Annotated in this window: 21 protein-coding genes; 4 read left to right on the forward strand and 17 right to left on the reverse strand. The window is 44.6% G+C overall.

The window, feature by feature from the left end:
* Positions 1–219: 219 nt before the first annotated feature.
* Genes hemG through pepQ form a run of 4 tightly spaced genes read right to left on the reverse strand, consistent with a single transcriptional unit; the run spans position 220 to position 4,240 of the window.
* On the reverse strand, positions 220–768 hold the full coding sequence (gene hemG, locus PSI22_RS13430) for a menaquinone-dependent protoporphyrinogen IX dehydrogenase (RefSeq protein ID WP_273580183.1): 549 nt from the start codon (positions 766–768) through the stop codon (positions 220–222).
* A 37-nt stretch (positions 769–805) separates the two neighbouring features.
* Positions 806–2,257: a Trk system potassium transporter TrkH gene (gene trkH / locus PSI22_RS13435; RefSeq protein ID WP_273580184.1), complete on the reverse strand. Its 1,452-nt coding sequence runs from the start codon at positions 2,255–2,257 to the stop codon at positions 806–808.
* Between the two features lie 37 nt (positions 2,258–2,294).
* Positions 2,295–2,906 (reverse strand): IMPACT family protein, encoded by a 612-nt coding sequence (locus PSI22_RS13440; RefSeq protein WP_273580185.1) that lies wholly within the window; start codon positions 2,904–2,906, stop codon positions 2,295–2,297.
* On the reverse strand, positions 2,906–4,240 hold the full coding sequence (gene pepQ / locus PSI22_RS13445; protein ID WP_273580186.1) for a Xaa-Pro dipeptidase: 1,335 nt from the start codon (positions 4,238–4,240) through the stop codon (positions 2,906–2,908). Before pepQ ends, PSI22_RS13440 begins: the two co-directional genes overlap by 1 nt.
* A 274-nt stretch (positions 4,241–4,514) precedes the next feature.
* On the opposite strand from pepQ, the gene fadB reads away from it, so the two are divergent.
* Together fadB and fadA are read left to right on the forward strand one after the other, a co-directional pair.
* Complete coding sequence (gene fadB, locus PSI22_RS13450) at positions 4,515–6,701, forward strand: fatty acid oxidation complex subunit alpha FadB (RefSeq protein WP_273580187.1); 2,187 nt, start codon at positions 4,515–4,517, stop codon at positions 6,699–6,701.
* An 11-nt stretch (positions 6,702–6,712) separates the two neighbouring features.
* A complete protein-coding gene (fadA, locus tag PSI22_RS13455; RefSeq protein ID WP_273580188.1) occupies positions 6,713–7,876 on the forward strand; it encodes an acetyl-CoA C-acyltransferase FadA in 1,164 nt (387 codons plus the stop codon).
* Positions 7,877–8,027: 151 nt separating this feature from the next.
* On the opposite strand, the gene fre is transcribed toward fadA, so the two are convergent.
* Positions 8,028–8,729, reverse strand: a complete 702-nt coding sequence (gene fre, locus PSI22_RS13460) for an NAD(P)H-flavin reductase (protein ID WP_273580189.1) — start codon at positions 8,727–8,729, stop codon at positions 8,028–8,030.
* Between the two features lie 10 nt (positions 8,730–8,739).
* Positions 8,740–10,212, reverse strand: a complete 1,473-nt coding sequence (gene ubiD / locus PSI22_RS13465) for a 4-hydroxy-3-polyprenylbenzoate decarboxylase (RefSeq protein WP_038191741.1) — start codon at positions 10,210–10,212, stop codon at positions 8,740–8,742.
* Positions 10,213–10,596: 384 nt separating this feature from the next.
* Between ubiD and rfaH the strand changes: the two genes are divergently transcribed.
* Positions 10,597–11,085 (forward strand): transcription/translation regulatory transformer protein RfaH, encoded by a 489-nt coding sequence (gene rfaH / locus PSI22_RS13470; protein ID WP_038243836.1) that lies wholly within the window; start codon positions 10,597–10,599, stop codon positions 11,083–11,085.
* A gap of 65 nt (positions 11,086–11,150) precedes the next feature.
* On the opposite strand, the gene hemB is transcribed toward rfaH, so the two are convergent.
* The 11 genes from hemB to udp all read right to left on the reverse strand — a co-directional run bounded on the left by hemB (position 11,151) and on the right by udp (position 20,721).
* On the reverse strand, positions 11,151–12,167 hold the full coding sequence (gene hemB, locus PSI22_RS13475; RefSeq protein WP_273580190.1) for a porphobilinogen synthase: 1,017 nt from the start codon (positions 12,165–12,167) through the stop codon (positions 11,151–11,153).
* Between the two features lie 118 nt (positions 12,168–12,285).
* Entirely contained in the window at positions 12,286–13,065 is a 780-nt protein-coding gene (gene tatC, locus PSI22_RS13480; RefSeq protein WP_273580191.1) for a Sec-independent protein translocase subunit TatC, read from the reverse strand.
* Positions 13,066–13,068: 3 nt separating this feature from the next.
* Positions 13,069–13,497, reverse strand: a complete 429-nt coding sequence (gene tatB, locus PSI22_RS13485; protein WP_273580192.1) for a Sec-independent protein translocase protein TatB — start codon at positions 13,495–13,497, stop codon at positions 13,069–13,071.
* A gap of 3 nt (positions 13,498–13,500) precedes the next feature.
* A complete protein-coding gene (gene tatA, locus PSI22_RS13490; protein ID WP_038187259.1) occupies positions 13,501–13,755 on the reverse strand; it encodes a Sec-independent protein translocase subunit TatA in 255 nt (84 codons plus the stop codon).
* 111 nt (positions 13,756–13,866) lie between these two features.
* Positions 13,867–15,495 carry a ubiquinone biosynthesis regulatory protein kinase UbiB gene (ubiB, locus tag PSI22_RS13495; RefSeq protein ID WP_273580193.1) on the reverse strand — a complete coding sequence of 543 codons (1,629 nt, stop codon included), beginning with the start codon at positions 15,493–15,495 and terminating at the stop codon, positions 13,867–13,869.
* Positions 15,482–16,135: a ubiquinone biosynthesis protein UbiJ gene (gene ubiJ, locus PSI22_RS13500; RefSeq protein WP_038191719.1), complete on the reverse strand. Its 654-nt coding sequence runs from the start codon at positions 16,133–16,135 to the stop codon at positions 15,482–15,484. The genes ubiB and ubiJ overlap by 14 nt, the downstream gene beginning before the upstream one ends.
* 1 nt (position 16,136) lies before the next feature.
* Positions 16,137–16,892 carry a bifunctional demethylmenaquinone methyltransferase/2-methoxy-6-polyprenyl-1,4-benzoquinol methylase UbiE gene (gene ubiE, locus PSI22_RS13505; RefSeq protein ID WP_273580194.1) on the reverse strand — a complete coding sequence of 252 codons (756 nt, stop codon included), beginning with the start codon at positions 16,890–16,892 and terminating at the stop codon, positions 16,137–16,139.
* A 75-nt stretch (positions 16,893–16,967) separates the two neighbouring features.
* Positions 16,968–18,323 (reverse strand): DNA recombination protein RmuC, encoded by a 1,356-nt coding sequence (gene rmuC, locus PSI22_RS13510; protein ID WP_273580195.1) that lies wholly within the window; start codon positions 18,321–18,323, stop codon positions 16,968–16,970.
* Between the two features lie 119 nt (positions 18,324–18,442).
* On the reverse strand, positions 18,443–18,973 hold the full coding sequence (locus PSI22_RS13515; protein WP_273580196.1) for a DedA family protein: 531 nt from the start codon (positions 18,971–18,973) through the stop codon (positions 18,443–18,445).
* A 77-nt stretch (positions 18,974–19,050) separates the two neighbouring features.
* Positions 19,051–19,833, reverse strand: coding sequence for a tyrosine-protein phosphatase (locus PSI22_RS13520; RefSeq protein WP_273580197.1), 783 nt, complete (start codon positions 19,831–19,833; stop codon positions 19,051–19,053).
* Positions 19,834–19,965: 132 nt separating this feature from the next.
* Entirely contained in the window at positions 19,966–20,721 is a 756-nt protein-coding gene (gene udp / locus PSI22_RS13525) for a uridine phosphorylase (RefSeq protein WP_273580198.1), read from the reverse strand.
* A gap of 432 nt (positions 20,722–21,153) precedes the next feature.
* Between udp and PSI22_RS13530 the strand changes: the two genes are divergently transcribed.
* Positions 21,154–21,546 (forward strand): YidB family protein, encoded by a 393-nt coding sequence (locus tag PSI22_RS13530; RefSeq protein WP_273580199.1) that lies wholly within the window; start codon positions 21,154–21,156, stop codon positions 21,544–21,546.
* The last annotated feature ends 6 nt before the right edge of the window (positions 21,547–21,552 follow it).

The raw sequence follows: 21,552 nt of genomic DNA on the forward strand, positions 1-21,552 counted from the left end.
CTCCGTGTCGTGAGGCTGCGTATCTTACGCTTTCCTCGCTGAGTGTCAAGCCTTTATTTCGGGGCTTTTCTCTCGCTGTCCTCCGCGGCGTGTCTTCGCTCAGCGTCGGTCAGTGGTGGCGCATTATAGGGACTTTTCGGCCCCTGACAATAGTTTTTTTGAATTTTTTTATCGTTCGTGTTTTTTTTCTTCAAAACGCTGTAACAACCAGCAAAAAGGCTATTTTTGAGACTCTTTTTCACATGATATTTGCAGAAACTTCCCAGAAAAGAGATCGACCTGCTCCCAATCAGTGTATTCAATCTCTTTTGTTGTATCAGTTTCCCCACCTGTCATCCTCATAATAAACTGAATCATGATGCGATCCAGCCAACGATAGCGGGGATAAAGCAACGCGCCAGCAAAGACATCACATAAATTTGGCTTCCAAGGGCTTTTTATCAAGAACTTGCGTATATAAGCATTGGTTTCTGGTGTTCTCTTTTCTAGTTTTCTCGCCGTTAGATTGACACCGAAGAACGCCGTCGGCATTTGGTTCAATTGTTTTTGGTGTCGAATAGCGAACTGATGTAATACGGAATTAAAATGGCCATAACGTATCGACGCCCCTATCATCACTTTATGATAAGGTTTCAGATTAATGTGCTTTATTGTAGCCAGATCTCTTAAGTCACACTCAGCACCTGCTCGACGGAGATTCTCAGCGATACAGGTAATAATTTTTTTAGTCTGTCCATCCTGCGTGGAATAAAGCAGCAAATAATTCATAAATACACCTTTTTTAAACAACGACTCATCTTCACAGTTATTCACGCCAAAAAGTCGGTGTGAACAGAACTAATAGAGTGAAAACTTCCAAACGTCCAAACAGCATGGTTACGACCAATATCCATTTAGCCGCCGGATTCATGGTGGTAAAGTTATCAGAGACGGCTCCCAACCCTGGCCCCAAGTTATTCAATGTTGCGGCTATGGCAGAAAAAGCGGAAAATTCATCAACGCCTGTTGCAATCAGTAACAGCATACTAATAAGAAAAACCAGCGCATAAGCAGAGAAGAAACCCCATACTGCTTCAATAATTCGCTCCGGTAATGCTCTTTGTCCCAATTTAATGGTGTATACGGCGTTCGGGTGAACCAGACGTTTTAGTTCACGGGAGCCTTGCAAGAACAACAACAAGATGCGGATAACTTTCAATCCCCCACCCGTCGATCCCGCACATCCTCCGATAAATGCAGAACATAAGAGAAGAAAAGGCAGGAACAGAGGCCAATTGGCAAAACTGACTGTTGTAAATCCTGCTGTGGTTGCCATCGAAACCACTTGAAAGAAAGCATGATTCAGTGCATCTAATTCTGATTCGTAAACGGATTGTTGCCACAATATCAGCACACAGATCACCAGTAATGCCAATTGGATGGTAATGAACATGCGGAATTCCGGGTCACGCCAGTAAACTTTCAAACTTCGTCCGGAAAGTACGGCGAAATGCAAACCAAAATTACAGCCAGAGATCAGCAGGAAAATCGCAATAATGGTATTAATAGCCGGGCTATTAAAAAAACCGATGCTGGCATCATGTGTCGAAAACCCACCAATCGCGATTGTAGAAAAACTATGGGAAATCGCATCGAATATCGACATGCCCGCCGCCCATAACGCTATTGCACAGGCAATGGTCAGCAAGACGTAGATCAGCCAGAGTGTTTTTGCAGTCTCCGCAATGCGGGGGCGCATTTTATTGTCTTTCAACGGCCCCGGCATTTCTGCCCGATACAGCTGCATTCCCCCGACACCGAGCAAGGGCAGAATCGCAACAGCTAATACGATGATCCCCATTCCCCCAAGCCATTGCAGCATTTGTCGATAGAAGAGGATAGCTTTCGGCAGAGAGTCGAGACCAACAAGCGTGGTTGCCCCTGTTGTCGTCAAGCCTGAAAATGATTCAAAAAAGGCATCAGTCACTGAAAGGTTGGGTTTCTCTGAGAAAATGAAAGGTAATGCACCGACACTCCCCAGAACGGTCCAGAACAGGACGACGATCAAAAATCCCTCTTTCGGTTTAAGATCATGTTTTTGGTTCCGATTAGGCACCCATAACATTAAACCAATCACGAGAGCAAAGATAAATGTCTGGCTGAATGCCCTACCCGCGCCATCTCGATAAATCAATGCCACCAATCCCGGAATAATCATTGTGACAGAGAAAAGAATGACAAGTAGCCCGACAATACGGGTTATGGCGCGAAAATGCATTCGGCTGGTTCCTCAAAAATCCGGTAGGACAAAATAATTATGATTTTGGTGTTAAAAACAGAGCACCACGGCTTAAGTCACGTAATTTATCACCTATTTCCCCCGCAAGGGTAGCTGGCAGTGAAACTTGCAATGTAACGTTTTCCGCATATTCACTGGCAATCACTTGCCCTGAAAATTTTTGTAGCAATTGTTCCACCATCGAGATATGGGCATATTCACACTGCAATTGATACAGTTTCTGCGGTACTTTGTATTCTGTTTCCAGTAATTTCAGTGCCTGCTGCACACCATTGCCATAGGCTTTTACCAATCCTCCCGTGCCAAGTTTGATGCCACCAAAATAGCGAACTGACACGGCAGTGATTTCTCCCACTCCGCTTCCTATTAATTGCGCGATCATGGGCTTACCGGCAGTTCCCGTCGGTTCTCCATCATCTGAAAAACCTAATTGCTGCGAATCATCCGGCGCACCTGCCACAAAAGCCCAGCAATGGTGTCGGGCATCCGGGTATTGCTCCTTGATGCTCTGGATAAATAACTTTGCCTCATTCACCCCGCTGGTGTGTTCCAGCAGAGTGATGAAGCGACTTTTCTTTATTTCTTCAGTGAAATTGACTGAAGCCGCAGGGATCAAATAAGGCTTCATTATGACAACTGTAAATCTCTGGTCATATTTTCAATTTTTCCATCGTGAATAACGATGTTATCTTCAATGCGAATACCACCATAAAGCTTAAACATGTCGATTTTTTTCCAGTCGAAATGTTTGCTGTATTCATTTTCACGCCACGGTGCCAATAAAGTTTCAATGAAATAAATACCCGGTTCAATGGTCAAAACCATCCTCGGCTCCAAAATACGTGTACAACGCAGGTAAGGATGTAATGTCGGCGCGGCCAGATGGGTTCCGGTATCATCCTGCATGAATCCGGCAGCGTCATGCACCTGCAAACCCAGTGGATGGCCTAGCCCATGTGGGAAAAATGGCGTTGTCAGCCCTTTCTCAACCATAGTTTCTTCAGTGATTCCATTAATGATTCCGTGTTTTTTTAGCAACTTGGCTATGCGACGATGCATATTGATATGATAATCGGTATACCGAATACCCGCCTTGATCGAGCCAATAAGCGCTTGTTGTTCATCATTTAAATCTTTAATCAATGAAGCGAAATCGTTGTTATGTTTTGCTGCATAAGTTCTGGTGATATCAGCAGCGTAGCCATTATATTCTGCACCAGCATCAATCAAGAAACTGCGAATTTCAGAAGGTACAGTCTGTTGTAATTTGGTGTAATGCAAGACCGCCGCATTTTCATTCAGGGCAATAATATTATTATAAGGGACATCTGTATCGCGGTGCCCTGTTGCCATCAAATAGAACATATTGATTTCGAACTCGCTCACACCAGATGTAAACGCGTCGTATGCGGCCAGATGACCATTCACGGCAGTTTTCTGCGCTTCACGCATACAAACCAGCTCGTAATCTGTTTTATATGAGCGATGGTAACTCAAATAATCCAAGACCATTTTGGGATTGATATTATGTTCGAGAATACCCAAATCCTTTGCACGCTCAGTCTGCTCACCAATATAAGCTGTATTCTGTTTTGATAAGCCACTCAATTCTGCTTTGATATCATCGGCTTTTGCCAGACGGATCAACTCGACTTCTTCAGTCCAGTGGCTATTGGGCAAAGCCTCCACGCTATGCCAGTAATCCACGGGAGAATAAAACCAGAGTTTGGGTTTATTAACACCATCAATCCATAACCAGCAATCGGGTACTTTAGTCACAGGCACCCAAGCCTTGAAGTGTGCATTTACCTTGAAAGGATAATGGCAGTCATCCAGAAAAACACGTAATGACTCGCCAGAGTGAATAAGTAGAGCGTCAAGCTGATTTCGTGTCAGTATTTCGCGGGCACGTCTTTGTAATATTTTAATATGTTCGTGATACAGGGATGCCAACTTTTCCATCTTCATAAACCTTTTGATTATCTGGCAGGAGTATAAATCTTACCACAATTCATTATTTTTGGTGTCACCATGGGGAAATCTCACCTTAGCGCAGTTGACTGACAATATTTATATTTTTCATAACTATAATAAAAAATATTGTCGTCCATCATAAATCTTACCTGTGATCCACTCTACAAAAAATTCATCATTGATTTGCATTCGATTAACACACTAATCACAATCAACCGTATCTGGTCATACCAGATGGTATGCACTCATTGAGGAGATTGACATGCTCTACCTAAGTGACACTATTCAAGTAAACTGGCTGAAAGATGGCATTGCAGAACTGATCTTCAATGCACCAGCTGCAATTAATAAATTAGATACAAAAACCGTTGCTTCATTGGATAAAGCGGTTGCCGTCCTTGAACAACAAACTGAATTAAAAGGGCTGTTACTACGTTCTGAAAAACAAGCCTTTATTGTTGGTGCAGACATCACAGAATTCTTATCATTATTTGATGCACCAAAAGAAAAACTTCAGGAATGGCTGAAGTTCGCCAATGATATTTTCAACCGTATTGAAGATCTCCCTGTTCCTACTATTTCTGCGATCAACGGCTATGCACTTGGCGGTGGTTGTGAGGTAGTGCTGTCAACTGACTTTCGTGTTGCATCCCCAGATCTTCGCATCGGATTACCAGAAACTAAATTAGGCATTATGCCGGGCTTTGGTGGTTCTGTTCGCCTGCCACGTTTAATTGGCCCAGATAACGCTCTCGAAATTATTACAGCAGGCAAAGATATTGGTGCAGAAGACGCGCTAAAAAATGGCCTGGTTGATGCCGTTGTGCCGACTGAAAAGCTGGTAGATGCTGCTGTTTCTATTCTGGAACAGGCCATCATAGGCGATCTGGATTGGCAAGCCGTCCGCCAACCTAAACTTTCCCCACTGAACCTCAATGATGTTGAACGCACCATGAGCTTCACCGTGGCGAAAGGAATGGTGATGAAAGTCGCAGGCCCACACTACCCAGCGCCAATTACTGCTGTAAAAACTATTGAAAAAGCAGCGACATTGGGTCGTGATGAAGCCTTGAAACTAGAAGCAGAAAGTTTTGTTCCACTGGCTCATACCACTGTTGCCCGTGCCTTGGTCGGCATCTTCCTGAATGACCAATATGTCAAAGGTCTGGCGAAAAAACATCTGAAAGAAGTCACAGTGCCACAGCATGCAACGGTACTGGGTGCAGGTATCATGGGTGGTGGTATCGCCTATCAATCTGCACGCAAAGGCGTTCCTGTTCTGATGAAAGACATTAATCAGAAAGCGCTGGATTTAGGAGTCAATGAAGCCGCTAAGTTATTGCATAAGCAATTTGAGCGTGGACGTCTGGATGCTATGAAAATGGCTAAGATTCTGTCATCCATTCAACCAACACTCAGTTATGCGGGCATTGAACAATCTCAGATTGTTGTCGAAGCCGTTGTTGAGAATCCGAAGATTAAAGCTGCGGTCTTGGCAGAAACAGAATCACATATCAACGATGATTGCATTCTAGCCTCCAATACCTCCACAATCCCAATCACTGAATTGGCAAAATCACTGAAACGGCCGGAAAATTTCTGTGGTATGCATTTTTTCAATCCAGTTCACCGTATGCCGCTGGTTGAAATCATCCGTGGAGAAAAAACCTCAGACAAGGCCATTTCGACTGTTGTGGCTTACGCCAGCAAAATGGGCAAAACACCGATTGTTGTCAATGATTGCCCAGGCTTTTTCGTCAACCGCGTATTGTTCCCTTATCTGGCAGGCTTCGGCATGTTACTGCGCGATGGCGGTGATTTCCGTCAAATCGACAAGATCATGGAGAAAGAGTTTGGCTGGCCGATGGGTCCTGCATATCTCATCGACGTTGTTGGCATTGATACCGCCCATCATGCTCAAGCGGTCATGGCACAAGGTTTTCCAGAGCGCATGACTCGCGATTATCACGATGCCATTGATGTATTATTTGAAAATCAGCGTTACGGCCAGAAAAATGACGTGGGTTTCTATAAATACACTCAAGACAAAAAAGGCAAGCCGAAAAAAGAGCAGGATGAAACCGTCGATCAACTGCTGGCAGGTATCAGTCAACCGAAACAGGTTTTCTCTGGCGAAGATATCATTGCCCGTACCATGATCCCGATGATTAACGAAGTCGTTCGCTGCTTGGAAGAAGGTGTCATTGCCAGTCCTGCGGAAGCAGATATGGCGCTGGTTTATGGTTTAGGCTTCCCTCCATTCCACGGTGGTGTTTTCCGCTATCTGGATACGATGGGAACCGCAGCTTATGTGAAACTGGCTGAGCGTTATGCCCACTTAGGCGCAATGTATCAAGTTCCCGCTGGCCTGAAAGCGAAATCCGAAAGCAATGAAAGTTACTACCCTGCCGCAGCCAAAATTGCTGTTAATCCAGGTGAAAAAGCGTGAGGTCTGAAAACATGGAAAACGTAGTCATTATTGATGGTATTCGTACCCCAATGGGGCGCTCAAAAGGTGGTGTATTCCGTCAGGTCCGTGCCGAAGATCTCTCCGCACATCTGATGAAATCAATACTCAAGCGCAACCCGTCAGTACAGCCTGAGCATATCGACGATATCTCTTGGGGGTGTGTGCAACAAACACTGGAACAGGGGTTCAATATCGCCCGTAATTCCGCATTGCTGGCAGGCATTCCCCATTCGGTCCCTGCGGTGACCGTTAACCGTCTGTGTGGTTCTTCAATGCAGTCATTGCATGACGGTGCTCGCATGATCATGACTGGCGATGCCAACATTGCGATGATTGGCGGTGTTGAGCATATGGGGCATATTCCCATGACTCACGGTGTTGATTTTCATCCAAAATTAAGCCGCAATGTTGCTAAAGCCGCAGGTGTTATGGGCTTGACCGCAGAAATGCTGGCAAAAATGCACGGTATCAGCCGCGAAATGCAAGATGAATTCGCCCTGCGCTCTCATCTACTCGCCGCACAAGCGACAGAATCAAAAGCGTTCGCTAACGAAATCGCACCAATTCATGGGCACGATGCTGATGGCAACCTGAAGTTCATCGATTTTGATGAAGTGATTCGTCCAGATACCAACCTGAAAAATCTGGCTGGGCTGCGGCCTGTCTTTGATCCTGTCACAGGCAGTGTCACAGCGGGTAACTCTTCAGCACTTTCAGATGGCGCATCTGCGATGCTCATCATGAGTGAAAGCAAAGCCAACGAGTTAGGGTTGAAAGCACGTGCCCGAATTCGTTCGATGGCAGTTGTTGGCTGTGATCCTTCCATCATGGGTTATGGCCCTGTACCTGCAACACAGATGGCATTGAAAAAAGCAGGCTTGAGCCTTGCTGACATTGGCCTTATTGAATTAAACGAAGCATTTGCAGCCCAATCACTGGCCTGTATGAAAGGATTGAATCTGCTGGATAGTATGGACGATAGGATTAACCTGAACGGTGGTGCAATTGCTCTCGGCCACCCATTAGGCTGTTCTGGCGCACGCATCACAACTACCCTGCTTAACCTGATGGAACGCAAAGATGTACAGTTCGGGCTGGCAACCATGTGTATTGGGTTAGGGCAAGGTATTGCTACAATTATCGAGAGAGTTTAGCTGTTCAGTATCTGACTGATTGAGATTTTTAACATTTTCCCTTGTCTGTCTTATCTATTGCATCACTCGAATAAGTTGTTGCCGTAGTTTCCCGCCTGTCAGGGGCGGGTTTTTTTATTGTTATCGAACAGCCGGATCAAAAACACTCAGATCAGATAAACTCAAACGCATCCCCATACATGCGATCAATAGACGCATCACGTTCACTACAAAAGCGTTCACGGGCAATTTTGGCCATTTCAAAGCGCCCAGCAATATAAATGTCATGGTTCGCCAAACTGCCAAAATCTTCTAAGACTGCACTCAAGACCGTACCCGTTCTGCCCTGCCAGTATTCATCAACCTGTTCAACCACAGGAATCACAGCCAGATTGGGATAACGCTCACTCAACCCCTGCAATTCACCCAGATCATAGAGATGATGTAATTCACGCCCTCCCCAGTAGATCGAGATATCACGGTTCGGATTTTTTTCCAGTGCTGACAATAAAATAGAGCGGGTATAAGAGAATCCAGTTCCCCCGGCAATCAATAACATCGGGTTTTCACTGTCTTCACGAAACCATGCCTGACCATGTGGAATATCGATATCGATCACTTTCTGATCCAGGATCCTGTCCATCACCGCCATTGCATACAGGTTTAACTCAGAAGCCCCAATATGCAACTCGATCGTCTGTTTTTCTGATGGTGGCGATGCCATGGAGAACGGACGCTTATCTCTTTCATCCATAACTACCATCAGGTATTGCCCCGCACGAAAAGAAAAAGGCGAATCAGGTAATAAATGAACCCGATAAACGGTATCTGTAATGGAGTCAACCGATGTGACTTTACAGCTCAGTGTTGTCATGCGTTCCCTCTTATCGCTTCAAAATTTCTAATTGATCCCAAATTTCATCGACACGGGCGCGAATTTCATCACTCATAACTATCGGGCGCCCCCATTCCCTTTGTGTCTCTCCTGGCCATTTATTGGTTGCATCCAATCCCATTTTTGAGCCTAACCCAGAAACCGGTGATGCAAAATCGAGATAGTCGATCGGTGTATTTTCCATTAAGACAGTATCTCGCTGCGGGTCCATTCGCGTAGTTATCGCCCAAATGACATCATTCCAATCTCGCGCGTTGATGTCATCATCACAAACGATAATAAATTTTGTGTACATAAACTGCCGTAGATATGACCAGACTCCCATCATGACCCGCTTGGCATGGCCTGCATATTGTTTTTTCATCGTAACGACAGCAAGCCGATAGGAGCACCCCTCTGGTGGCAGATAAAAATCGACAATTTCAGGAAATTGTTTTTGCAGTATTGGCACCAGAACTTCATTCAACGCCACGCCCAGTACAGCAGGCTCATCCGGTGGACGGCCAGTATAAGTAGAATGGTAAATAGCGTCACGGCGCTGAGTGATATGGGTGATAGTGAATACTGGGAACATATCCACTTCATTGTAATAACCAGTGTGATCGCCATATGGCCCTTCCGGTGCCATTTCGTCCGGTTCAATATACCCTTCAAGGATAATTTCCGCACTGGCAGGAACTTCCAGATCATTGGACAGGCACTTAACCACTTCCGTTTTATGCCCACGCAACAACCCAGCAAAGGCATATTCAGATAAAGTATCAGGAATTGGAGTCACAGCACCCAATATCGTGGCAGGATCAGCACCCAACGCAACAGAAACAGGGAAACGCTCTCCCGGATGTGCCTGGCACCATTCTTGAAAATCGAGCGCTCCACCACGGTGTGATAACCAACGCATAATGAGCTTGTTTTTACCCAGAACCTGCTGACGGTAAATACCCAAATTCTGGCGCTCTTTATTTGGCCCTCTGGTAACAGTAAGCCCCCATGTTATCAATGGTGCAGCATCTTCTGGCCAGCAATGCATAACAGGAATACGGGTGAGATCAACCTCATCTCCCGTCCAGACTTGCTCCTGACAAGGTGCAGAATTGAGGCGCTTAGTTGGCATATTCAGAACTTGCTTGAACTTAGGCAGCTTATCGACCAGATCACGAAAACCTTTTGGCGGCTCTGGCTCTTTGAGGAAAGCCAGTAACTTGCCGACATCATGCAATGCCTTGACATCATCCTGCCCCATTCCCATAGCAACCCGCTTAGGTGTCCCAAACAGATTGCATAATACTGGCATTGAATACCCTTTTGGATTTTCAAATAATAAGGCAGGGCCACCGGCACGAAGAGTACGATCCGCGATTTCCGTCATTTCCAGATAAGGATCAACCTCCATACGGATTCGTTTTAATTCACCTGATTGTTCCAACAAGGAAAGAAAGTCTCGTAGATCACGGTATTTCATATTATTCATTTGTGCCGGTTTTTAAGGAGGAAGAACATTATAAACCCTCCCATGATGGTTACAAGGCAAACTCATAACTGACTAAAAATAAATGCATTTATTCCGATTTTGTAAGTTTAACTGCTCAGATGCAGCAAAATGGTATCCAATCAACTAATGCCTGTGTATCACATTGTTCAGGGAATGTTTTACCATGCTGGAAAAATTTGAATCCTTCATTCATTTTTCAAATTGCTGTTTTGTTGACTGCGTTCATTCACTTGCCACTGCGCTGCAATTTGCAATCTATTAGGTATACACGTTAAACACACTCTGACTTTATTGATGATCCTGAAGCCCTGGTTTTGTTATGCTAGACATATTGTGTAATGGAGTCGGAATATTATGGGAAACTGGTATCTTCTGTACTGTAAACGCGGGCAAATTTCTCGAGCAATAGGAAATTTAGAGAGACAGGATGTTATTTGCCTGACACCTACAGCCAAAATTGAAAAAATCGTTCGGGGTAAAAGAACTACCGTCACTGAACCCCTTTTTCCCAATTACCTTTTTGTGAATTTTGATCCAGAGATTATTCATACCACGACTATCAATTCAACACGAGGCGTCAATCATTTTATTCGTTTCAGCACTTACCCTGCTGTTGTCCCACAAACGTTGATTGATGAATTGATGTCCGCAACGGAACAGGAATATATTGCACCTGAAACCCCAATTACTGGCGATACCGTGCTGATAACTGAAGGGATTTTCGAAGGTATTCAAGCAATTTATAATGAACCAGATGGAGAAACCCGCTCAATTCTCTTGTTGAATATTCTCAATAAAGAAGTATCCAAGGCATTGGATAATAAACAATTCATTAAAATTTAATCAGCGAAAACGGGCTATTTTGCCCGTTTTTATTATCTGTTTTTTATCTATTTTATTAAAAATAATCAGTATTTCTGCTCATGCAACCATTGTGCTACACGCTTGGCAAAATAAGTCAGTACGCCATCGGCACCCGCACGTTTGAAGCACAGCAGTGATTCCATAATGGCTGGCTGTTCTTTCAACCAGCCATTTTGGATAGCAGCCATATGCATCGCATATTCGCCAGAAACTTGATAAGCGAATGTTGGCACACCAAAAGTATCTTTCACCCTACGGATCACATCCAGATAAGGCATACCAGGTTTAACCATGACGCTATCCGCTCCTTCTTGCAAATCCTGTGCAATTTCCTGCAACGCTTCATCGCTGTTTGCGGGGTCCATCTGATAGGTCATCTTATTGCCGCCTTTCAAATTACCGCTAGAGCCAATTGCATCTCTGAATGGCCCATAGTAACAGGAGGCATATTTGGCTGAGTAAGCCATAATCTGCGTGTTGATATGGCCATCGACCTCAAGCTGATCACGAATGGCACCAATACGGCCATCCATCATATCGCTCGGCGCAACGATTTCAGCCCCTGCTTCAGCATGGGATAGCGCCTGCTTAACCAGAATCGCTTTGGTAATATCATTGATGACATACCCATCCTGATCAATGACACCATCCTGTCCATGCGTGGTAAATGGGTCCAGTGCCACATCTGTCAACAATCCCAGCTCAGGAACCGCATCTTTCAATGCGCGAATAGAGCGCTGAATCAAACCATCAGGGTTATAGGCTTCCTGCGCATCCAGTGATTTTTTGTCTGCTTCAATGACTGGGAACAGAGACAAAACAGGAATACCCAGTCGGGCAATCTCTTCCGCTTCTTTCAACAAAAGATCGATTGTCAGACGATACACTCCTGGCATAGAAGACACTTCTTGACGTTGATTGGTTCCTTCCATAACAAAAACAGGATAAATCAGATCATTGACAGTGAGTTGATTTTCAGCAACCAGACGGCGGGAAAAATCATGACGACGTACACGGCGCATACGACGACCAGGAAACGTACCTGGAAATGCATAGCTCATTACTGCTCTCCTAATGTAAAACCCAGCGACAACACGCTGGGTTAATTTTGTCATCGCTCCGCTGATAATCTTAACACCATCATTCAGTTAGCGATAACCATCAATGGCAGATGGCTAGTTATTTTTCTGGATTGTTACCTTCATCATATTCAGATTCGTTTTCTGCTCTGTCTAATTTTCGTCCACCCACATAAAACTGAGAAAGCAGAATCCCCACTTCAAATAGCAGATACATCGGGATAGCCAGCAAAGTTTGCGAGAAAACATCCGGAGGTGTTAGCAACATGCCAACCACAAACGCACCAACCAAAATGTAAGGGCGTTTTCTTTTCAGGGATTCAGGCGTTACAACGCCACTCCAACACAACAGAATAATGGCGACCGGCACCTCAAATGAGACACCAAACGCCATAAATAGGGCCATGACAAAACTCAGGTAATTACTGATATCTGTCGAAATGACCACCCCTGCTGGCACTGTTTTGACAAAAAAACCAAATGCAATGGGAAATACCACAAAGTAAGCAAATGCCATGCCCAGATAAAACAGTACACTGCTGGAAAACAGCAGGGGCATGATCAAACGGCGCTCGTGTTTATATAATGCTGGCGCAATAAATGCCCATACCTGATACAGGATCATCGGTGCCGACACAACGATAGACACCATAATAGTCAGTTTGATTGGCGTGAAGAAAGGCGATGCGACATCTGTCGCAATCATATTTGCTCCCTTCGGTAATTGTTCCATTAACGGTGCAGCAATAAGCCGATAAATATCATTAGAAAAATAAACCAGTGCCAAAAAAATCACCAGCACGGTAATCAAACTATTTAAAATCCGCTTACGCAGCTCAATCAAGTGACCGATAAGAGGTTGGGTATCATCCACAGACATGTTTTAGTGTTCACTATTGGCTTTTTCAGGAGATTGATTTTTATTTTGTTTTGACGTCGGTTCTGATACTGAGTGAGATGCAGAAGAGTGAAAATGTGTTTCATCCTCTTCTAACGCTTTAGCCTCGTCAGGAGTCAGCTGATACGATTTTTTCAGTGATTCAGCAGCCTCCCTTAACTCGTCCATCGATGCCTTTAATTCTGGGGACAGTGATTGCAAATCTGCTTTTTCTTCCATTTTTTTCAAGCTGTCCTGAAGCTCTTGCACTTTTAGCTCCTGAGCAAGTTCATTCTGGACATTAGCCGCCAGCGAGCGTAATACCCGTATCCAGCCAGCCACTGTTTTGACTGCTATAGGCAAGCGTTCTGGCCCCAAAACAACCAGACCAATCACCATCACCAGCAGCAGTTCGCTAAAACCAATGTCAAACACGGTTTATACCTGCTCTTTATTTTTGCTCTCTGATTTTTCAGACTCGGCAACAGTGGATTTTTCAGCAATACTTTTGGTCTCAAAATCAGCATCATGACTATTTTTTTCAGCCTGATCTGGCTTTTCATCATCACTTATCGCTTTTTTAAAACCTTTGATCGATGCTCCCAAGTCTGAACCCAGGGAGCGAAGCTTATTGGTGCCAAACAGCAATACGACAATGACAGCAATAATGAGTAATTGTGGGATGCTTATCATGACTGACCTCTATTCATAGGGAATAATAACGACTAATATTTTCATTATAAACCACGAACTTTTGTTCGAAAATACCGCAACCACACTATTAAGGCTACGGCAAAATAACCTTTACTTAAGCCTGCGCCAACCAAATATCCACGATATGACTGCCGCCCCCATCAACCACCACGATAGATGAATCTGGTCAGTCATGAAAAACAGACTACCACAGATAAACAATGTCGCACCGATCCCCAGTAAATAGAGAGATTTTTTCTGGCTGACCTGTTGTTTCTGTAATTGTTGCGATATCTGATCAATGCTCGTCTGCAAACGTTTATGCTGTTGAAGAGCGCCATAAACCAGCTCAGGGAATTCCGGTAATTTTTCAGCCCAATATGGCGCTTTTTCTTTAAATGCGCGCACAATCGCCGGAATGCCAACCTGATCGTGTAACCAGTCTTCCAGAAAAGGTTTTGCCGTTTTCCATAAATCAAGCTGAGGATAAAGCTGGCGCCCCAGGCCTTCAATATACAGCAGCGTTTTTTGCAGCAAAACCAACTGAGGTTGAACCGCCATATTAAAACGACGAGCTGTATTGAAGAGATTCAACAGGACATGACCAAATGAGATTTCAGCCAGCGGCTTTTCAAAAATGGGTTCACAGACAGTACGGATAGCAAACTCGAAATCTTCCACATTGATATCGGCTGGAACCCAACCAGAATCCACATGAAGTTCAGCCACTCTGCGGTAATCACGATTGAAGAAAGCAATGAAGTTTTCTGCCAAATAGCGCTTATCGTCTTTGTTCAATGAGCCAACAATACCATAATCAATGCCGATATAAGTCGGATCTTCCGGCCGTTCATAACTGACAAAAATATTGCCGGGATGCATATCCGCATGGAAAAAACTGTCACGAAATACCTGCGTGAAGAACACCTGAACACCACGTTCAGCAAGCAGTTTCATATCCGTATTCCGCGCTTCCAATGTAGCAATGTCTGACACGGGAATGCCATAAATACGCTCCATGACCAGTACATTTTCCCGACAATAATCAGGATAAACTTCTGGCACGTAAAGCATTGAGCTATCTTCAAAATTGCGGCGCAGTTGGATCGCATTTGCTGCTTCACGCAATAAATTCAGTTCATCAAGCAACGTTTTTTCGTACTCACGCACAACTTCACGCGGGCGAAGACGATAGCCATTGGGCAGTAAAGGAACCAGATGCGCCATACGGTACATTAAACGGACATCTGCTTTGATAACAGGCAGGATATCTGGACGGATCACCTTAAGGACAACTTTCTTGCCATTCTCCTTAAGCCGAGCAGTATGTACCTGTGCAATAGAAGCTGAAGCTAATGGCTGTGAATCAAAATCATCAAACCATGTTTCCAGCGGTCCACCCAAAGCAGTTTCAATGGATTTGCGAGCCACTGCGCCATCAAAAGAAACGACCCGATCCTGCAACATCGAGAGTTGATCGGCGATAGCCGGAGGAAACAGATCCCGACGGGTAGAGAGCATTTGACCAAACTTGATCCACACTGGGCCAAGTTCTTGCAATGCCAGACGTAACCGCTCACCGAGTGGTTTATCCTTGTGTCGATTGGGGAGCCAGAACAGGAAATAACGCCCGAAACGTAACGGCCATGTCAGACGAATATTGGGGATCAGTTCATCCAGACCATAGGAAAGAAAGACCCGAACAATAAAGTAAAGGCGTTTTATTTCACTGGGAGTCATATTTTCCCTCCAGTGCCGCCAGCCGTTTTTCCATATGAGACATATCATTGGCAACCGCATTGACTTCTTCACTGAAGTAAGCCACTTCCAGCGGGTTGGGTGCCATTCGCCACTCTTCCGTCAATGATTCCGTAAGATAGGTTTTCTGCCTTGTAATCGCATTGCTGGCAAATTTAACGCCTTCCTTCATCACCCGACTGAGGCCTTCTGCCACAATATCGCCAACATAAGGGGAAAGATAATGAGCAGGATCCCACTCAGACATATCCAGCAGAGCCGACCATTGCTGCATAACTTGCATATCCCCTTCGATAACGATTTCACCACTGTTAATCAGAGATGAAAGACACTGACGATCTCGCAATTTGAGTAACGCGGTGAACGTCGTTTTCATCGAACAGTCGGCAGACTCTGACCATTGGCTCAAAACATCCACCTGTTTTTCACTGAATATCAATACCAGTGGTGTTTTAATTTCTTTCAATTCGATGGACAGTACCTTACCTGCCAGCCTCATGCGGGCAGACTTCAATACAGTTTCACGGTACAGAAGATGATTCAGAGTCGTTTCCAGAAACGCAGTCAGCACCGGAAACAACACCGTAGAATTCAGGTTATCACTTAATTCGGGAGTCTCCATTTCAGAATTTGAATCCTTTATGCAGTGCAACGATCCCCCCGGTCATATTAGTGTAAGAAACTTGGTCAAAGCCTGCTTCTTCCATCATGGTTTTTAATGTTTCCTGATCAGGGTGCATACGGATGGATTCTGTCAGGTAGCGGTAACTGTCCGCGTCCTTGACAATCATCTGGCCAATTCGAGGTAAGACATGGAACGAATAAGCATCATAAACTTTGCTCAAAGGTGCCAGTACGGGTTTGGAGAATTCCAGCACTAAAAGACGCCCGCCCGGTTTAAGTACTCGGCACATAGAACGCAAGGCTTTTTCTTTATCCGTCACATTGCGCAAGCCAAAAGAGATGGTAATACAGTCAAAGTGATTGTCTGGAAAAGGCAATTCTTCAGCATTAGCCTGAACATAATTAACATTGCCCACGATACCGATATCACGTAGTTTCTCACGCCCGACTTTCAACATCGATTCGTTGATATCTGCCAATACGACTTCACCTTTTTCTCCCACGATACGGGAAAACTTCGCCGTCAGATCCCCCGTTCCTCCCGCAAGATCCAACACTTTATGACCACGGCGAATTCCACTTGCATCGATGGTGAAACGTTTCCAGATGCGATGAATGCCAAATGACATCAAATCATTCATCAAGTCGTATTTTGAAGCGACAGAGTGAAATACCTCGGCCACCATATTTTGTTTTTCATCTTTTTCTACGGTGCGGAAACCAAAATCTGTAGTTTTTTTCGATTGATCAGCCATGTTATTTGCCCGCTTTTTATTCAAAAAAATTTATAGCAAGTGTACCAGCCTTTCTGACAAAACCCTATCCACACTTCACTCATTAACCTGCAATGATTGGAAAGATTTATCAATAAGCTGTGAATCAATAGGGCGCTTAACATCAATACCTAAATCACGGAATCCTTCAGCCTGGCTAATCAGGTTTCCCCGCCCTTCAGCCAGTTTTTTCATTGCCAAATGGTAACTCTCCTGTGCTTTATTGAGGCTGTGTCCCAACCCTTGCATATCATCCACAAACAACCGCATTTTGTCATACATTCTGGTTGCTTTGTCCGCAATAAGGCGTGCATTCTGGCTCTGATATTCATAGCGCCAAAGATTATTAATGGTACGCACTGCAACCAGAAGTGTTGATGGACTAACCAGCATAATATTATGTTTCAATGCTTCATCCAGTAATTCAGGTGCTTGATTGAGAGCCACCAGATAAGCCGGTTCTACGGGGATAAACATCAAAACATAATCCAGCGACCGTAAGCCGGGCAATTGTTGATAATCTTTCCGGCTTAGTCCCCGAATATGTCCTTTGATTGAGTTTATATGCTCCTGTAACGCCTGTGCCTGCTGCGTGTCATCATCGCTGTTAAAGTAACGTTCATAGGCGATCAGTGACATTTTGGCATCAATAATGACATCTTTTTCCTGTGGCAAATGCACGATGACATCAGGCTGAAAGCGCTCACCGTTTTCTGTTTTAATGTTGACCTGTGTATGAAATTCATACCCTTCACGTAAACCAGAAGATTCCAAAACGCGAGCCAACACCATTTCGCCCCAATCACCCTGCATTTTATTATCCCCTTTCAGGGCTTTCGTCAGGTTGATCGCCTCTTTTGCCATTTGTGCATTAAGTTGCTGGAGATTGCGGATTTCATGGGTCAGAGTATGGCGTTCGCGAGCTTCCTGTCCGAAACTGTCCTGTACTTGACTGCGGAACCCGTCAAGCTGCTCGCGAAAAGGCATCAAGAGGTCATTAAGGCTTTGGCGGCTGTATTCATCGGTACGGCGCCGATTCTGCTCAAAAATACGATTGGCGAGATTTTCAAATTGGGTATTGAGGCGTTGTTCACTATTGATCAATAGACGCTGTTTTTCTTCTGCGGCCAGCCTGCTCTCTTCAAGCCGTGTGCTTAATTCACGTAATTCAACTTCCTGTACGCTGTTGATTTCGCGCTGCGCCAGCAGTTCTTGATTTAATTGCTCACACTCAGTACGCCAATAGCGGGACTGTTCTAACTTTTCATGGCTGATAGCAAGCTGACTATGCAGTTCACGCAGTTCCAACTCTTTCTGTTGAATTCGCTGGTGAACAGAAAGCCAGACGAAAATCCCTCCGCCCAGCAATCCACTTAAACTGCCAATCAACATGTATAACCACTGGATATCCACCTATACGCCTCCCGCTTACTTCACCCCGGTTAACTTCACCTTAATGTAAGTTAAATAGATGCTGTATAGATGTCCAGATTCTTTAATGAGTTTCTTTCAGTTTGCAAAGCGGCTCGCAGTTAGCCCATCCATTCTGCCAGCCAGCGTAAACCAAACGCTCCCGGGGCCAAAATACCGAAGGCCCAAATCAGCGCAGAGGCAAAATTGGCGAGCTGGAAATGACGTTTCGGCATGGCGCAAATACCCGCCACCAGCGGTATAACTGCTCTAAATGGACCAAAAAATCGCCCAATGAAAACACCCCAAACTCCCCAGCGTTCAAAAAATCGATGGCCGCGAACTAATGTTTGCGGATGACGTGACAGTGGCCATATTTTGCCGACATTATCCTTGTAGTGGACACCAAACAAATAGGAAACCCAATCGCCAAAAAAGGCTCCCGCGGCCGCCGCTATCCATATCGGCCAGAAATTTAACCCGCTTTCACCAATCAACGCGCCCAATCCTAATAAAATGATCGTCGCAGGCAACAACAGGGAGATAAATGCCAGAGATTCACCAAAAGCAAGTAGGAAAATAATGGGGATTGCCCAATCTTCATGGGCTTTTACGAAGTCTGTGACCAGTTCGATAATTTCATGCAAGCTCAAATTAGCCGTTCCTGTATTAATTCATCAGATGTACCAAGTTAGCACCTGATATATAAACCAATGCTAACGCAGTATTTTTATTCAAGAAAATAACTTTGTAACTTTTCACGTGCTGTCATATCCAGCCCGATATCTTTTTCCAGCCAGATATCCACACTGCCATAATGCTGGTTAATACTATTTAAGGCCGTCAGTAAAAACTCTTCCCGCACTGAATAAACATAAGCAAATTTTTCAATCACACGGTCACTCATGACTTTTGCATGTTCATTCAAGAGATATTCCCGATACGGTGCCAGCGTAACGTTGGTGACTAAATAGTCTTCCATTACCGTATCCAAATCTGCTCCCAGAGCAAACAGCACCAGCGCAGATCCAACGCCAGTTCTGTCTTTACCCACTGCACAATGCTGTACAATTCCGCCGTTCTCTGGTTGCATCAATAGATTGGCCAGCTTTTTGTAAGCAGGATTGTTGATTGGCAATAATTCGTATAAACGCAGCATGAATGCTTGTGCATCAAACTGTTCCAGAAGTTCCTGACCCAATTTTTCCAGATTGGCATCAACTTCCTTAGAGAGTGGATTGGCCGGAGCATGGTGATAATTCGCCCCACGCCACACTCGATCTGGCTTATCCTCAATTTCGCTGCTATCACGATAATCAATGATCTGGAAAAGGTTTTGGCCAACCAGAAAAGCTTGATCGTTTTCGGTCAACCTGTCCAGAGAGCCTGAGCGAAATAACAGCCCTGATTTGATTTTCGCGCCATTATGTAGCGTTTTATTACCTAAATCACGGAAGTTAATGCCGCCATGTAAGGGGAGCAATGAAGGATGGGATAGCAATGTTGTGGTCATAGTTACTCTTGTTATGATTTAAATAGATCGTTATTGATAAAAAGCGTTATGACATTATCAGATTTTAGAACGAAAGAAAGATAGGTAAGCAGAAAGATCGGGCCAGCATGTTCTGGCCCTTAATGAAAGCGATTACAACAAACGGCGAGCCGCGTCGACCACGATTCCCAAAGCGCTGCTTTCAGTTTTTTTCAACAGTTCAACATCTGGAATTTCCTGTTGCGTCCGGTTGACGATCACCCCTGCCACCATACCGGCACGCAGTCCCTGACTTGCACACATCGTCAACAGAGTGGCTGATTCCATTTCATAATTCATCACCCCCATTTGCTGCCACTCTTGCATGGAGCCTTGGAAACGGCGGACGACACGGCCAGAGTAAGTATCGTAACGCTCCTGTCCGGGGTAGAAAGTATCGGAAGAAGCCGTTATACCAACGTGGGTGGCCGATCCTGATGCTTTTGCCGCTTCATACAGTGCGTTGGTACATTCGAAATCAGCTACCGCCGGGAATTCCATTGGCGCGAAGTGCAGGCTGGCCCCATCCAGACGAACTGCCGCTGTCGTGACCAATACATCACCCACATTAATGTGCGGCTGGATCGCACCGGTTGTCCCGATCCGCAGGAAAGTACTCACCCCCAATTGCGCCAATTCTTCTACAGCAATTGACGTTGAAGGGCCACCGATACCCGTAGAGCAGACAACCACGGGCTTTCCGTCAATTTCTGCGCGCCATGTCGTAAATTCACGATGGGAAGCTAGATGAACGGGGTTATCCATCAATTTTGCAATTTTTTCAACACGGTTGGGATCGCCTGGAACAATAGCCAAAGTCGCTCCTTGCAGGTCGCTTTTGGTGATACCTAAATGAAATACATCAGACATATCGAGCTCCTCAACGGAAATAATTCAAAAAAACAGGGATGCCTAAATTTAGTGCCTAATCTGACACTTTTTAGTGATAAAAATCATCTTTAATTGGAAAAAATAAAGAAACACATACATAATTTTGTGATAAAAATCACATTCATAACCCAAAACAACGGACTGAGTATAAGATTCAGACAAGGCCAATACTTATCGCTCCGTCACAGAGTCAGCAAGCATCAGACGGCAAAAACCTCGGTATAACCCGCCATATTTTTGTTCTCATCCCACAGAAGTGGGATGGATCTGCAATATTATGCTAATGTAATAATTATATCTTTCATCTATCTTTATTTAATAACATTACCACTGTTTTATTCCTGTTAACGTACCTAAATAAGTGTTTTATGTGGTTAAGCCAATAAAGCATCAATAAGAGGGGGAGTTACGATGGGCTTTTTTGATCAAATCACCAATATGCTGAGTGGGGGTAAAAACCAACAACTCCAGCATATGATGGACTGGGTTGAAGGTCAGGGAGGAATAAGCGGATTAATAGAAAAGTTTTCCCAGCAGGGACTGGGTGGCACAATCCATTCGTGGATCGGCTCAGGAGAAAATGCCCCGATTCATGCTGACCAAATCTCTTCTGTTTTTGGCTCTTCCACGATCCAGCAATTGGCAGAGAAAATGGGTATCGATCCCAATGAAGCGTCATCATTAATCTCACAGCATTTGCCCAATTTGATCGATAAAGTCACGCCAAACGGTGAAATTCCAGAAAATCTGGATTTAAAATCTGCGGGTATGAATTTATTGAAAGCTAAATTACTGGGGAAATAATTCTTT

Origin of the sequence: Xenorhabdus aichiensis, assembly GCF_028598775.1 — a bacterium.
Lineage (GTDB): Bacteria > Pseudomonadota > Gammaproteobacteria > Enterobacterales > Enterobacteriaceae > Xenorhabdus > Xenorhabdus bovienii.

What these genes read in the sequence shown, in the direction of transcription:
- hemG (WP_273580183.1), bottom strand. Translation starts at nt 768, where the DNA reads ATGAATTATTTGCTGCTTTATTCCACGCAGGATGGACAGACTAAAAAA.
- trkH (WP_273580184.1), bottom strand. Translation starts at nt 2,257, where the DNA reads ATGCATTTTCGCGCCATAACCCGTATTGTCGGGCTACTTGTCATTCTT.
- PSI22_RS13440 (WP_273580185.1), bottom strand. Translation starts at nt 2,906, where the DNA reads ATGAAGCCTTATTTGATCCCTGCGGCTTCAGTCAATTTCACTGAAGAA.
- pepQ (WP_273580186.1), bottom strand. Translation starts at nt 4,240, where the DNA reads ATGGAAAAGTTGGCATCCCTGTATCACGAACATATTAAAATATTACAA.
- fadB (WP_273580187.1), top strand. Translation starts at nt 4,515, where the DNA reads ATGCTCTACCTAAGTGACACTATTCAAGTAAACTGGCTGAAAGATGGC.
- fadA (WP_273580188.1), top strand. Translation starts at nt 6,713, where the DNA reads ATGGAAAACGTAGTCATTATTGATGGTATTCGTACCCCAATGGGGCGC.
- fre (WP_273580189.1), bottom strand. Translation starts at nt 8,729, where the DNA reads ATGACAACACTGAGCTGTAAAGTCACATCGGTTGACTCCATTACAGAT.
- ubiD (WP_038191741.1), bottom strand. Translation starts at nt 10,212, where the DNA reads ATGAAATACCGTGATCTACGAGACTTTCTTTCCTTGTTGGAACAATCA.
- rfaH (WP_038243836.1), top strand. Translation starts at nt 10,597, where the DNA reads ATGGGAAACTGGTATCTTCTGTACTGTAAACGCGGGCAAATTTCTCGA.
- hemB (WP_273580190.1), bottom strand. Translation starts at nt 12,167, where the DNA reads ATGAGCTATGCATTTCCAGGTACGTTTCCTGGTCGTCGTATGCGCCGT.
- tatC (WP_273580191.1), bottom strand. Translation starts at nt 13,065, where the DNA reads ATGTCTGTGGATGATACCCAACCTCTTATCGGTCACTTGATTGAGCTG.
- tatA (WP_038187259.1), bottom strand. Translation starts at nt 13,755, where the DNA reads ATGATAAGCATCCCACAATTACTCATTATTGCTGTCATTGTCGTATTG.
- ubiB (WP_273580193.1), bottom strand. Translation starts at nt 15,495, where the DNA reads ATGACTCCCAGTGAAATAAAACGCCTTTACTTTATTGTTCGGGTCTTT.
- ubiJ (WP_038191719.1), bottom strand. Translation starts at nt 16,135, where the DNA reads ATGGAGACTCCCGAATTAAGTGATAACCTGAATTCTACGGTGTTGTTT.
- ubiE (WP_273580194.1), bottom strand. Translation starts at nt 16,892, where the DNA reads ATGGCTGATCAATCGAAAAAAACTACAGATTTTGGTTTCCGCACCGTA.
- PSI22_RS13520 (WP_273580197.1), bottom strand. Translation starts at nt 19,833, where the DNA reads ATGACCACAACATTGCTATCCCATCCTTCATTGCTCCCCTTACATGGC.
- udp (WP_273580198.1), bottom strand. Translation starts at nt 20,721, where the DNA reads ATGTCTGATGTATTTCATTTAGGTATCACCAAAAGCGACCTGCAAGGA.
- PSI22_RS13530 (WP_273580199.1), top strand. Translation starts at nt 21,154, where the DNA reads ATGGGCTTTTTTGATCAAATCACCAATATGCTGAGTGGGGGTAAAAAC.